13 protein-coding genes are annotated in these 13372 nt (G+C 47.6%); 1 reads left to right on the top strand and 12 read right to left on the bottom strand.

What is annotated here, in order from left to right; translation table 11 throughout:
* Positions 1-106: 106 nt before the first annotated feature.
* From HMPREF0999_RS00405 to HMPREF0999_RS00360, 10 genes are all read right to left on the bottom strand, one after another.
* On the bottom strand, positions 107-1636 hold the full coding sequence (locus HMPREF0999_RS00405; RefSeq protein ID WP_009274842.1) for an Mfa1 family fimbria major subunit: 1530 nt from the start codon (positions 1634-1636) through the stop codon (positions 107-109).
* A gap of 54 nt (positions 1637-1690) precedes the next feature.
* Positions 1691-3175 (bottom strand): DUF3868 domain-containing protein, encoded by a 1485-nt coding sequence (locus HMPREF0999_RS00400; protein WP_009274841.1) that lies wholly within the window; start codon positions 3173-3175, stop codon positions 1691-1693.
* A 47-nt stretch (positions 3176-3222) separates the two neighbouring features.
* A complete protein-coding gene (locus tag HMPREF0999_RS00395; protein ID WP_009274840.1) occupies positions 3223-3819 on the bottom strand; it encodes a DUF3575 domain-containing protein in 597 nt (198 codons plus the stop codon).
* 478 nt (positions 3820-4297) lie between these two features.
* Positions 4298-5191, bottom strand: coding sequence for a glycine betaine ABC transporter substrate-binding protein (locus tag HMPREF0999_RS00390; protein WP_010185031.1), 894 nt, complete (start codon positions 5189-5191; stop codon positions 4298-4300).
* A complete protein-coding gene (locus HMPREF0999_RS00385; protein WP_009274838.1) occupies positions 5188-6012 on the bottom strand; it encodes an ABC transporter permease in 825 nt (274 codons plus the stop codon). Before HMPREF0999_RS00385 ends, HMPREF0999_RS00390 begins: the two co-directional genes overlap by 4 nt.
* A complete protein-coding gene (locus HMPREF0999_RS00380; RefSeq protein ID WP_009274837.1) occupies positions 6009-7241 on the bottom strand; it encodes a glycine betaine/L-proline ABC transporter ATP-binding protein in 1233 nt (410 codons plus the stop codon). Before HMPREF0999_RS00380 ends, HMPREF0999_RS00385 begins: the two co-directional genes overlap by 4 nt.
* Positions 7242-7247: 6 nt before the next feature.
* Positions 7248-8378 (bottom strand): porin, encoded by a 1131-nt coding sequence (locus HMPREF0999_RS00375; protein WP_009274836.1) that lies wholly within the window; start codon positions 8376-8378, stop codon positions 7248-7250.
* A 416-nt stretch (positions 8379-8794) separates the two neighbouring features.
* Entirely contained in the window at positions 8795-9655 is an 861-nt protein-coding gene (locus HMPREF0999_RS00370; protein WP_008779542.1) for a pirin family protein, read from the bottom strand.
* Positions 9656-9807: 152 nt separating this feature from the next.
* A complete protein-coding gene (locus HMPREF0999_RS00365) occupies positions 9808-10230 on the bottom strand; it encodes a YceI family protein (RefSeq protein WP_009274835.1) in 423 nt (140 codons plus the stop codon).
* A 128-nt stretch (positions 10231-10358) separates the two neighbouring features.
* The gene (locus HMPREF0999_RS00360) at positions 10359-10991 is read right to left on the bottom strand and encodes a hydrolase (RefSeq protein WP_008779541.1); all 633 of its coding nucleotides are present in this window, start codon (positions 10989-10991) and stop codon (positions 10359-10361) included.
* Positions 10992-11304: 313 nt separating this feature from the next.
* Here HMPREF0999_RS00360 and HMPREF0999_RS00355 point away from each other — a divergent pair, with 313 nt between their 5' ends.
* Positions 11305-12189, top strand: coding sequence for a helix-turn-helix domain-containing protein (locus HMPREF0999_RS00355; protein WP_009274833.1), 885 nt, complete (start codon positions 11305-11307; stop codon positions 12187-12189).
* A 504-nt stretch (positions 12190-12693) separates the two neighbouring features.
* Here HMPREF0999_RS00355 and HMPREF0999_RS00345 read toward each other — a convergent pair.
* Together HMPREF0999_RS00345 and HMPREF0999_RS22810 are read right to left on the bottom strand one after the other, a co-directional pair.
* Positions 12694-12942 (bottom strand): helix-turn-helix domain-containing protein, encoded by a 249-nt coding sequence (locus HMPREF0999_RS00345; RefSeq protein ID WP_009274832.1) that lies wholly within the window; start codon positions 12940-12942, stop codon positions 12694-12696.
* 125 nt (positions 12943-13067) lie between these two features.
* The gene (locus tag HMPREF0999_RS22810) at positions 13068-13367 is read right to left on the bottom strand and encodes a hypothetical protein (RefSeq protein ID WP_009274831.1); all 300 of its coding nucleotides are present in this window, start codon (positions 13365-13367) and stop codon (positions 13068-13070) included.
* Positions 13368-13372 lie beyond the last annotated feature (5 nt).

Genomic DNA, 13372 nt, shown 5'->3' with positions numbered 1-13372 from the left:
GAGGTCTAACTATTTGTCTATTGGAGAAAGAAGGGGAAAGACTCCCCCTTCCCTCTTTGAAGGTTATGTAAGAAATCGTTGGCTGAGTTTACCTCTTATCTGAATATCATTCAAGAACGACATCACGTGAGACAAGGTTCCACTGGAGTACCTTGGCCACGACACGCATGTAGGTCTCTTCTTTCTCGATATCTGGATTTTCGGGATTAGTTGGTTCAGTAGGGTCTGGATCGGGCTTCGGCAGGTACGGATCCTTAGGGTCGGAAGGGTCCCACGGCATACCCAGGCCCTGGAAAGCCGTAATTGTCAGCAGATAGGTGTTATTACGACGAACATCAGCGTTCACAACCGTCTTTCCATCAGCGGTTGTTTGACGGTTCCACAACGCGCGGTATGCGCATCTTCCGTTTGTATAGGTATAAGCGTTTTGACCCGGGTTCAACTGGCTTTTCCGTGCGGCTTCCTTGCTAGCGTAGATAAGCCCATCACCTTCTCCTCGATAGAACGTCTCGCCCTTTACCCCAGATTTACTGATTAACTTACCTTGATCCGCGTCCCAATCCCATACCTGTTTTGGAGTATAAGTAGCGTAGACCTTGGCATAAGGCAGGCGGTAGTAACCATAATTCTTGTTTCCGGCCGTGAGAGCCTCTTTCTTCACTGAATTCTCCAAGAAATAAATACCTGGTACCTTTTTAGCCTCGGCTGCATTTGCCGCGACCGTCTTGGCCGCGTACATGCCAAGATCAGTCGTTTGTGAACCTTGTGCCGTCAATAGGTTTCCCAGGCGGACCAAATGCTCCCTGGCTGTACCATTCGGGGCTTGGGCATTTTGAAAATCAACATAGTCATCAATGGCGGATGTAAAATCTTTGTAAAGCCCGTCACTCTCCGTGATTGTACGCTCTCCCGCATGGTTGCGGAAAAGATATGTCTTTGCGGCGCCGTTGATAGCCGTATACGTGAGGTCGTCAAGATCAACGGATCCTCTTCCATCCGTTGTTTCCGTATTTAAATTATCCCCCTTTGCGACCATGCCTTGCGACACGACACGTTCCATGTCAAAGGAGAATACATTCTGGGCCTCTTCCGTGCCTGTCTTAACTGTTTCCTTGGAGATATTGTCCTGGATGGTTTTCTGCTCGACGCTCGAGGCCATCACGAACTTATTTTCCGAGGCGAGAGCCGTGATGTCGGCCACCGCGGTAGCCGTATTTCCATACACATAGTTCGTGGCCGTTGCGATACCGGGCTCAAGATTTCCCCTGTTAAACAACAACGCCATTGCTTGGGAGCCCGCAGTGACTTTCCATGGAGCGACCGTGTAAGTGCCGTTGACTGTCGTTGCCCAGAATTTATCCTCCTCGTCAGCCTGTCCTAGCGTCCAGTCTTTAGTCTTGCCGGGAGAAATAAACCGTAAAGTCTCGAGTTTGCTCTCCGCTTCTCTACCCGCATAATCTCCTTGGCTGTCATTTACCGCCTTGGTCATGACATCTTTCATGGTAGAGATGTACATTCCAGCGAATGTGCTTCCCTCGGCAGGATTCCCTACCGGAGGAACATCGTCATCATTGCAGGCCGTCATGCCTAGACCTAAGACCGCAACACCCGCTAAAAGAAATTTGTTTACCTTCATAACTTAAAAGTTTAGTGAATAAATAAATTACTATTGTTATATAAAGTCTTAACTTTATTCATAAGCGCCTTCGCCATAGAAAACCTTGGCACGGTCATCCCCCTGTTTATAAGCCTCCTTCAGCAATTCTTCCGCCTTTTTCCAGTCCCCCTTGATATGGTAGGCGACCGCCATCGGGAAAAGGGCACGGCTGTCGTTCCTCACGTCGCTCAACACCCGTAAGGCGCTGTCTGCCTTTTTCCCGTATTTTAGCAAGGCGTTGGCATAGTTCAGTTTCGCCACCACGTCTTCGGGAAACTGTTCGTACGCCTTTTGGAAGACGGGGAGGGGGCTCTCCCCCCGGATGAGATATATTTCCGAGAGCTGGAACATCTCGTGTGAGCTCAGACACTCCGGCCTCGTGGCAAATATTTCAGGTAACTCCTCCTGGGTATAAGCCCTTACGTCGAAACTGAAACGAAAGGTCGTTCGACGGAGTTGCGGATAAAACTCATTCAAGAGGATGTCATAGGTCCTGCCGTTGTCCAAGTTACGTATGGCGGATTCTCGTTCCGTATCCGTCGGATACCGGTCTATGATAGACAGCAACTCCTCTTTATTGGACAGGGGAGAGATGCCTACGAGCTTTTTAAGGCCCTCCCAATCCTCCCCGGCACCGACCGTCCGGTAAGTCACTGCCCTTTTAAGTCCGGGATATTTCCCGGAGATGTAATTCGAGAGCGCAAGGGTACGCCCTTCCGCCAGTGACCGGTTATATTCCGCTTTACCCTCGGGGGAAGCGAAACCTTCTATGAGGACCTCTTTCAACTCGGCCCCTTTTATATCCAGGCTTCTTGATATGAAGATTTCCAGCCGGGCGAGCTCCTGCCCGTTATTGGCGAAGGCTTTTCTCAGTTCGTAGCTCGCCACGGGAAAAGTGACCTTGCAGTCAAAGGAGTCTTTATAATATTTGAATGCCACCTTCTCTGGCTCGATGAAATCATACATATAATCCTCTTTCTTGAAAATAGGCAGGTCAATAACAGCCACGGTTCCTTGATTCTCACGTATGCCACAACCAACGCAACCCAACAGCTCCTCTCTCACCATCACATGTCCATCCGCCATCCAGCGTTCGAAAGGGACGGATTCCTGCAGGGAAATGCCCTGCTCCTCTATGTCCGAAAAAGGATGGAGCTTATTGTCGAACCGTGATGTCCTTGAATTTTCGCCGAGAGCCTTCGACCGTGTAATGGCCTTATACCGCATTCTGCCCGCTACACTGACAGGCGCGAAATCAATCCTGTCATCCTCATCGGCGGAAACCAGGGATGGATAGATGACAAGGGCGTCCTGTGACTCCAACCGGGTCATGGCATCCACATGCAGGGAAAGACGCAGGCTTTTTCCGTCTGCGCTTCGCTTGACCCTCACGTCATACCCCCAATGTAATGGTGACATGTTCCGCCCAACGACCTTTTGGGCCTGCGTGAATATAGCCGTCAAACCAAGGCTGGCACAGACGGTTGACAGCTTTATGTAATAATGTATCGATCTCATTGACTTCATGTTTTTATATCCTACACCTATTTTACCCAAGGCCTGTTTTATTTAAGTATATAAATGATAGAGAGGGCGGCTCTTGTCGGGCCGAGGTAATCGGCCCCTCCCTTCCCCGTCCTTTGTCCACAAGCCGTACATTTGAACTCGTCATATCTCACGTGCGCGTACCCTATCCCCAAAGCGGCTTCAAGGCTGAACCTGTCGGATAGGATCCAATGATAACCGGCGCTGATGCCGCCACCGTAGAAATAGCCCTCATAACGGTGCGCCTTCATCTCTTTATGCTTGTTCTGGAGAATAAAAGGGATGTTTATCCCACCGACATTCATCTGGCCTCCATGCGCGTGCAGCCCGAGAAACCAACCGTTGAATCTCTCGCAAGCCCAATAGCGTATCTCGGGTTGCACAAGCCAATGGCTCCATTTCCTTGTCTTGTATCCATCTGCGGTGGGATCGTTCTCATAGAAGAAAAAATTCATGCCCACCTGGGTATCCAAGGTCCATTTTTCCCCTAGAGAGAACTCCAGCGAGAGATTAGGAGTTAACAGCGCATCGTATACGAGATTATTCTTTATCGCGACCCTTTGTGAAAAAGACTGCAAGCTGAATAACAGGAAGAAGAAAAAAATACTTTTTTTCATTTTGGCACTGATATTATTTTTAGCGACCGAACCGCTTGGTTCATAATGTTAATTTTTGATGATGCAAAGTTATAAAAGCTAAATGTTACACTTGTTACATAAAACAGACAATTAGTTATCGATAAAAGTCATTTTGAACGAGTTATGTCCGTAATATCAACAATAAGACATAATTCTTGATGGTTTCTGCCATTCCGCTCGCGGTAATAGTGCAAGTCTCATCATACCACAAATCCTCTCATCGTATTTGTAGCGTGTCGTATTTTTTATTCCATGCACGCAATGGTGACAGCATTAGAACGGACAAGGTCCTTCTGAAATATGATAGTACCGACATCAAGAGAGCGAGGCACTTCCCGATGCTACGAGAGAACGAGTGCGGAAACCGGTATCTTTAGAACGATCTCCCCTTTCGGGGCCGGAGATCTACCTAAAAGAGAGGCCGTGGACAGCCTAGCCATCCATTCCATCGTGATGTTCATCGGCTGTATTCCTCCTTGTCCGGAATCCAGCTGTCTATCAAATCCCTATGCCCGTCCATCCACTGGCGTATGGCTCTAGTCTCGGTCCCACTGGTTTCTTCTATGGCCCGCATCAGAGAGTTGATCTCGGTATCAGATAGGTGGATGTTTCCCAGAAGGGCGGCAGCGAACGGATGCTCCTTACTGAATCCTTTCCTAGCGATGGAATGGATTTGCTCGGCCTCCCCATAAACATTTCTCGAGTCTTCCAGCACCCTCAGGCGAAAGCGGTCAAACATCCAGTGCGGGGTCCAGCCGGTCACGACGATCCATTCCTTCTTGTCGATGGCCTTCTTCAGCAATGCCGTCATGGCGGGACCGCTGGAGATCATGAGTCTGTAATCCAGGCCGTATTCAGGGATGGCTTTCTCCGTGCATTTCATGATGCCGGTACCGGCGTCAATCCCCACGATCTCCCCGGAAAACCGCCGGGTATGGGCACCCAGTTCCTCTATCGTATGGATCGGGACATATTCAGGTACCACAAGCCCGATACGGGCGCTGTCGTATATCTGCCCGAGGATTTCCAGCTTACCATCGTATTTCCGAAAATAATCGGCATGGGTCACCGGCATCCAGCTGTCCATGAACACGTCTGTCTTGCCTCTTGCCAGAGAGGTGAATATGGGGGCGATGTCTGCGTTCAGGAGCTCGGTCCTGTACCCTTGTTCCGAAAGGATCTCCTTGGCCAGATAGGTGACCGCTATCCCTTCCGCCCAGTTCGCGTAGGCGATGCGGATTTTCTTGTCGGATATGTTACCGCACGAGAAGAATATCGTGATGGCCATCAGGGCCGTGAAAAGTATCGTTCTGTCTCTCATAATCATTTTGCTTTTTATTATATGTGTCATTCCTTTTGTTTTTTCCGAGCCATTCCCTGCGTGATCCGGTCAAGCACGATCGCCAGTATCACGACGGCAATCCCCCCCTCGAATCCCATGCCTATCTTCATCTGGGTGATACCTTTCAATACCACTTCCCCCAGACCTCCAGCTGAGATCATGGCGGCTACCACCACCATGGAGAGCGACATCATGATGGTCTGGTTGACACCGGCGAGAATGGTGGGCAATGCCAATGGCAGCTCCACCTTGAACAGGAGCTGGACGGGAGTGGCACCGAAAGAGCGGGCGGCTTCCTCCACGTTCTTCGGCACCTGCCGGAGGCCCAATGCGGTGAGCCTCGCTACCGGAGGCAGGGCGAAAATGATCGTGGCGAAGGCTCCCGGTACCGTTCCCAACCCGAAAAATAGCACCGCCGGTATCAGATAGACAAAGGCCGGCATGGTCTGCATGCAGTCAAGCACCGGCTGCAAGATCTTGTTGCAGTGTCCGCTGCCCGCCATCCAGATCCCCAGGGGGATTCCCAGCATCAGCGCCATGCCGGTGGAGGAGAGTACCAGGGCCAGGGTCTGCATGGTCTCCTCCCAGAATCCCATCCCGTAAACGAGCGACAGCCCCAGGAGGGTGAAGATCCCTGTCCCCCTGCCACTCTTGTATAACGCCAGGAAAGTGAGTATCGCGATGGTTATGTAAAAAGGTATCCCGAGCAGGACGCACAGTATCCCGTCGATAACACTTTCCACCCCTAAGCTCAGCAGGTCAAAAAACGATGCGCCGTGCTCGGTCAGCCATTCCACGGCCATTTCTATATATTCTCCTATATTTATCATAATTCTATTGCGTTTTGAATGATTTCATTGATTTCTTCCTTGTCTTTTCCCGTCACCTCGATAATGAGCGACGAGAGCGGTACCATTCCCTCGAACTCCCGTTTCTCGTTGACCACCCAGATGGGCGAGTTGGTCTTCGTCATCAGGGGGAGTATGTCCTCCACCACAGTATCGCCCAATATGGAGTGTACCTCTTTCCTTACGATAGAGTCGATGTTCAGGATACGCTCCTTCCTTAATTGGATAAGTTCCTTCAGATGGACCTCGCCTACCAGTATGCCATCCGGATCCACTACGGGCAACACGGTTATTTTACGTTCTCTCATCTTCCTGATCAGGACCTCCGGTCCCTCTTTTCCCTGCCTTGCCACCATAGGCTTGTCCACCATGATGGATGCGGCGGTGATAATCCTGCTGCGGTCCACGTTCTCCACGAAACACCTCACGTACTTATTGGCGGGATCGGTCAGGATCTCCTCGGAGGTACCGATTTGCTGTATCTCCCCGTCACGCATGATGGCGATACGGTCACCGAGCTTGACAGCCTCCTCCAGGTCATGCGTGATAAATACGATGGTCTTTTTCACCTTCGACTGCAAGGCCAGCAGCTCGTCCTGCATCTGTACCCGTATCAGCGGGTCCAAGGCGGAGAAGGCCTCGTCCATCAGCAGGACTTCCGGATCATTCGCTAAGGCACGTGCCAGTCCCACCCGTTGCTGCATGCCTCCGGACAGCTCGTTGACCATCAGGTCGGCGTATCCGTCCAGCCCGACCAGACGCATGCTTTCCGCCGCCTTTTGCTCGCGTTCCCTCTTTTCCTGGCCTTGAAGCTCGAGTCCGAAAGCGATGTTCTGCAATACGGTATAGTGGGGCATCAGCCCGAAATGCTGGAAAACCATCGCCAGCTCCTTCCGGCGCAGGGAACGCAACCGTTCATCCGGAACTCCGGCGATATCCTCCCCGTTAATCAGTATCTCACCGGAAGTGGGCCTGTTCAAGCGGTTGATACACCTGAGCAGGCTTGACTTGCCGCTTCCCGAAAGTCCCATGATCACGAATATCTCACCTTCCCGGACAGAGAGGCTCGCGTTGTTCACGGCAACCGTACATCCGGTCTCCTTCAGGAGCTCACTTTTACTTTTCCCTTTTTTCAGCATCTTGAAAGCCTTGTTCCTTTCAGAGCCGAAAATCAAATACAAATCCTTGATCTCAATTTTATTTTTATCCATAATCCTTTAAAAATAATATCCTATGTTTATATTAAACCTGACATTCCAGTTGTCTTCCGTTCCACCGGCAAAGGCTTCGTCCCATACGTCGCCAAGCCATGCGTGATTCCTCCCCACGGCATAGTCGATGTAGGTGAAGACCTTTCCTATCGCCAAAGAACACCCCGTCACGTTCTCCAGGCTGTCATTAAACCCGGCGACGCGTTTGCCCAGCAGGCTGAAATCATTGTACAGGCAGATATCGTCCAGAAACCACTTGTTCACGGGGATCCGGTAGGACAATGACACCGTATATATATCCGCCCTGGAGGCGATCCGGTAAGACGACCCGTAAGCCGCCATCGTCACCACACTTCTGTCTTCCCCTGGAGCCCGCACGGGTCTGAGATTATAGTTGGTATACTGCATTTTAAGGTTCCACCGCCGATAGTCGGCAACATAGTGCAGGGCAAAAGCGGTACGGAGTCCTGTCTTTCGTGTGTCCATATTATACAAACCTCCCATAAGGACCGAACCTCCGAGTTGATGTCTCCACAAGTTTCCGAAATGATATACCACCCGGATATTGCCCTGATGCGCCTCCTTATCGCGTCCGGCGATGTCATAGGCATAGCGGCTGGCGGACAGTTCCGAGTCTCCTCCGGTCCCGGAAAGGTCGGCGTTCTGGAAATAGGCGAGCGACAACTCCCAGCGGTCCTTATGGAAGAGGTATTTTATCCCCATGTCCGCATCGTCCTCAAGACCGGCATAATAGTTCAGGTTGAAGAAATAATTGTTACCCGTATAAGGCAGGACACCGAAAGGGACCGTTGTCAGGCCTATCTGTAACCGGTGTGAATCATTGAAACGATAGCCTATCCAACCTTCCCTGAGCATGCCGCCTCCCGAGGAAGAGGGATAGAAGCGGTAATCCACCGCTAAATCGATTTTTTTATAGGAAGCGTTCACGTTCAGACGGAGCACGTCGAAGTCGAATTCTCCGCCACGATTCCGGCTTTCCGGTTTCCAGTCTGAGTAATTGTAGTTGAACCGGAGTGCGCCTCCTATTTTTAACCTCGGTTTTTCCTGCGCTGTCACAGGCAAAATGATATTTATCGCCAAAAGGAATGGCAATAGCAAACTTTCTTTATATCGCATAAAGTCACGTTTTGGCAAGGCATTTATCCAATACCTCGCAATGGTTTATAAAATGATTTTCTTAAAGCAGGCCCTGCGTAATTTCTAAGAGAGGATGAAAAGTTATCCAATGCGTAAAATAGAACTAAATGTACTTAAAAAGTAGTTGGTTTTCGCCTGCGAATTTTTGCAAAGTTAAGAAAAGCAAATGAATATACCAAATTTAACCCAAGAGAACCCTTGAAAATGTGGGACCGAGCTTTTAAAAATGCAAGAAAACCGGCAGCCCCCGTTCTTTCCACTAACCCTGTAATGTTTTCGACATTATCTCGCTACAGAAAACATATATTTTAATATTGACACGTAAGACATAGTCTATAAACCAAACCTCTTGATTCATACTAAACATGGCGGAAAGTATCTGACTCTTCTCAGATTCATTTGATAAACGTTCCGTTCCTCAATTCTTCGAAAGATTCTCGCAGCTCCTCGTGGGTATTCATGACGATGGGACCTCCCCAGGCGACCGGTTCCCTCAAAGGACTGGCGGCGAGCAGGAGAAAACGTGCGCCTTCCGCTCCGGCCTTCACAACCACGGGCTCATGTGTCCTTTCTCCAGGAGCGGAAACGGAATATAATATGGCGCACCCCTTATCCTCGATCGACCGTTGTTCCGGATCGGGGATAAGCGAGCCTTCCAGTAAATAGATAAATAGTGTCTCATTATTGTGGGCCTCCTCGTAGCTCCATAAAATGCCGGCAGGCAAGGTTATGTCCAGATATGTAACCCGGGCGTGCGAACCGTTCAGAGCCCCCCGTATCCCCTGATAGCAACCGGATAGGATACGGACGGTCGCTTTATCGGCCACCACCGGGATATCGGTTAACGAGATATCTCTATATGTAGGTGGCACCATCTTTTTCGTAGCGGGCAGGTTTACCCACAACTGGCACCCGAGCAGCCTTTCCGAAGGCTGCGGCATCTCCTTGTGGAGTATCCCGGATCCGGCGGTCATCCACTGACAGCCCATAGAGCGGATCACCCCCTTGTTTCCCAGGCTGTCCTCATGCGCCATTGTTCCGCTGACTAAATAGGTTACGGTCTCTATTCCACGATGAGGATGCCAGGGAAATCCCTTTATATAATCCTGAGGATTGGTGGAGTCAAAACCGTCAAGCATCAAGAACGGATCGAAATCCTGTATCGTCCGATCCCCCAATATACGGCGCAGACGCACACCCGCCCCGTCAACTGCGTTCCGTCCCCTTACAATTCGGGTCACTTTTCTTTGTCTCATATTGCTGTCATTTCAATATTAATTATCCTTTCTCTATTCATGTGTGAATTCACAGTCCACAATAATCCGTATATCGTCTGCAATCATGGCCGGAACAAACTTAAGACCGAGATCAAACTCTGAGCGTTTGATTTTGCCGCTAAGACGAACGCCTACTGTGTCTTTTTAGATACGGGACTCTTCCTCTTCCCTATCAGTAGTACTTCCAGCTCTATCCTTTGGGTAACCCCGTGAAGTGTAAGGTCTCCATATATTTTTCCTTTCCTGGTCTTCTCCATCTTTATCTTTGTACTTTTAAATGTCATTAGGGGAAAGACCTCCACATTAAAAAAATCTGGAGAACGCAGATGGTTGTCCCGTGCCACCACGCCCGTACTTATACTCGTGGTCTGCACTTCCGCCAGGATATGCGTATTCTTATAATCGTCATTTGCCTGCCTTACAGAGATGTCAAAATCCGAGAAATATCCGCTGACAAAGGAGAGCCCCGCATGTTTCACCTCAAAACCGATACGAGTATGATCGGGATCATCCTTCCATATGGCAGCCAGTGCACTGAGGTTGGTAGTTATCATAAATAAATAATAACAAGATGAAAATTAGTGCTATCATAAATCAAATAACATTTTTGAAAGGCGTATATTATTCCATCTGGTTTCAGGAGAATAAACCCGCCTTCGTTTTTATAGTCCTTCCGACCATATCATTCCTTAAGGGTCTCAACGAAGAAAGAACCATTATCCAACAATCCCTGGACAAACACAGGAACAGTCTCCTTACGCTCCCAGTCCCTTTGCAGTTCACAAATATATTGCGTAACGGAAGTCAGACGGACTCCGGCCTGCTCCATCCGCCTAAGGGCAATCTCATGGGCTACTTCGGATGTGCCACCAACAGCATCAACAATGGTATATACCTCATATCCCTCTTTCAACAAGTCCAAAGCGGGAAAAGAAAGACACGCCTCTGTCCATAGCGCACAAATCACTAATTTTTTTCTCCCTAGTGCCTTGACCGCTTCTTGAAAATCTTTGTCCTCCCATGAATTGATTGAGGTCCTATCGATCTCAGGCTGGTCCGGAAGGACCTTTTTGATCTGGGGAATGGTAGGCGTATTAAGACCAGTGGCGACATTTACCGTAGTTAAGACAATCGGGACGTTGAAACCTTTAGCAATCCGGCATACATTAGATATATTTTCCACCAATTTCTGTCTGTCCATAGAAGTAATGGAATGAACCTGTATTGGTTGATAATCAATTACTAACAACGCTGAATTTTCAGGTGTCAACAAATGATCCGTCTTAGGATCTCTAATAGGCTTAATACTGCTCATTGTATAATGTTTTATAGTCGTTAAATAATTATTGACATGATGATATCCTCTGTTTTTCAGAATCTATTTACTACGACAAAGTTCGTGAATTTTCTCCGTTACGATGTGTTCCTAATAGAGCGGTATTTAGTCCATCACGATACACCTTGCCGGAGATGTGAAGATGATTATCCCATTTGCATATTTGATTTTTTTTTTGTATTTTGCGTTCGCATTTTTAGATGGACGCTGATTTTGTTTATCGGACATTCTAATTTGAGAGACTGACCATTCTAAGAAATTTTATCATTTAATTATGTGATTTTTTGACAACATGGATCATACCAAAGATACACTATTGGAGTTGATACGGGGAACGTTATCGACAACCATATATAATCAAGGAGTCTATATCCTTAATATAGAAGAAATTCTTGATAACTATAAACGTAGGATGTTCCATGCCGGTTTTTTCTATTATATGCTGGTAGAGAGTGGAACGGCCAAATTCATGATAAATTGCCATTCCCTTACCTTAAAAAAAGGTGATATGCTTCTCGTTACTCCCAGGATGTCTGTTTCATTGAAATCCAAGAGCATGGAATTTAACTCCTATGGTATATGTATAGAACCTTCCTTTTTTGACTCATTAGCAGTAGGAAGTTATGCGTATAAAAGCCTCTATAACGCTGGTTCTATGACGTTGGCTTTACAGTTGGATAATGATGATTTTGCATATGTGCATAAAACATTAGAGCTACTGGCTCATAGCCTCACTTTTAATTATCCTGTTGAAATGATGAGTCATTTGGTCAATTTCCTATTATTACAAATAACAAAAATTGTTGACAATCAAAGTGCGCGTTCCTCTGGAAAGATCAGCCGTCCTGACGAACTGTTCCGCTTGTTCAGAAAATTATTGGCCGAACATTACCGACATGAACATACCATTGCTTTTTATGCGGACAGGCTTCATGTGTCCCGTCCTTATCTTTCAAGGATTATACGTCAGGTTTCTGGAAAGACAGTAAATATCTATATAATGGAGGCCCTTCTCTCTGAAGCTAAACGTTTGTTGACGTTTACAGATTTGGCAATAAAAGGTATTGCGGAAAGTTTGGGGTTTGCGGATCAATCGTCTTTCGGAAAGTTTTTTAAGAAAGGAACCGGAATGTCACCCCTAAATTTTCGTAACAAAAATCAAACCTCTATAGAATAAACACTTATCTGTTCCTGAACACCTGTATATTCTCTCTTATCTAGCTTCTTCCTGCCATTGTTTTTTAGGGTACGAGGCCGGTTATTCACGAGAAGGCAGTTTACGGGCTTAATTTTCCCGTCAAGCCAAATGCTAGCTGTTTTCTTCTAACCAAAGGCAGAAACAACCGTTCCATAAGCCTTTCTTGTTTTCAACGGGTACTTTGTTTCTGCCTTTGGCTATGATTTCAGCGGCTAAATCGCTTTTACGCCCGACAACGTGTTTTTGTGGCTTTCCGTTGATGATGGCCTCGATACGAAAGTCATGCCGGGTGTCCTCGATAACGTTGATTTCTGATACCTGAAAACTGTCTTTGTTTCGTATGGCTCGATGACGGTGGGCAAGCAGTGTTTCATGGCTTCTCCTATGGTCGGAGATACTAAGGTGAAAAGATGTCAATCCCCCCTCTAACACTCACAACATTATTTCCCATGTCTTATCCTTTTCGGTTTTTTTATTCATCATTTATTCCATTGTATATGCTGAAACAGGTACCGGCAGTAGGCCGTCCATCTGTTCCAAGCAGTTCACTACCCGTAATAGGAAAAGAAAGTTCCCCATATCGATATTGTAGACCTTTCCATTCTCAAACAGGCGCAAGGTGATAAGGCTGACACCGGCTTTCTCGGCAGCCTCTTGCCGGGTGGGCCCATAGGCTAGTCTATATTCCTTAAATCGTTTGACTAAATCCGCTATGATTTCTGGGTTAGCCATGGCTTGGGTGACGTGATTCGTTGTCTCGCTGCAAGGGTAAATATATTAACTGCTAAATCAAAATATGATAGGTTACAACTAATATATTTACTATTATATTGAATTGTGCGAGATGTCTTTGTGTACTAACCTCCCAATTCCATGCTTCGCTTATTCCCGTCTATAATTGGGCTTTGAGCAGGCTTTATGTCCTGAATACTTTTTAGCATTCTTTCCATTTGGAATATTTTGGCGGCAGCGATAAAGGTGGTGGATGATATATCCGGCTGGAGGCTTTTCAGTACGTTATCCGATGGCTGATATCCTTTCATCTTCAACTCCAGAATGGTGTTGAAGTCATCATCTCGCATAGCCTTTATGAAGGTCTGTTCTTGTTCGTTGACAATATTCGGCATTTGGATCGTATGCGGTTGCTTACCGAACAAGAGCA

Origin of the sequence: Parabacteroides sp. D25 (assembly GCF_000307475.1) — a bacterium.
Classification (GTDB): domain Bacteria; phylum Bacteroidota; class Bacteroidia; order Bacteroidales; family Tannerellaceae; genus Parabacteroides; species Parabacteroides distasonis.
This window is presented reverse-complemented; position numbering and strand designations above follow the sequence as displayed.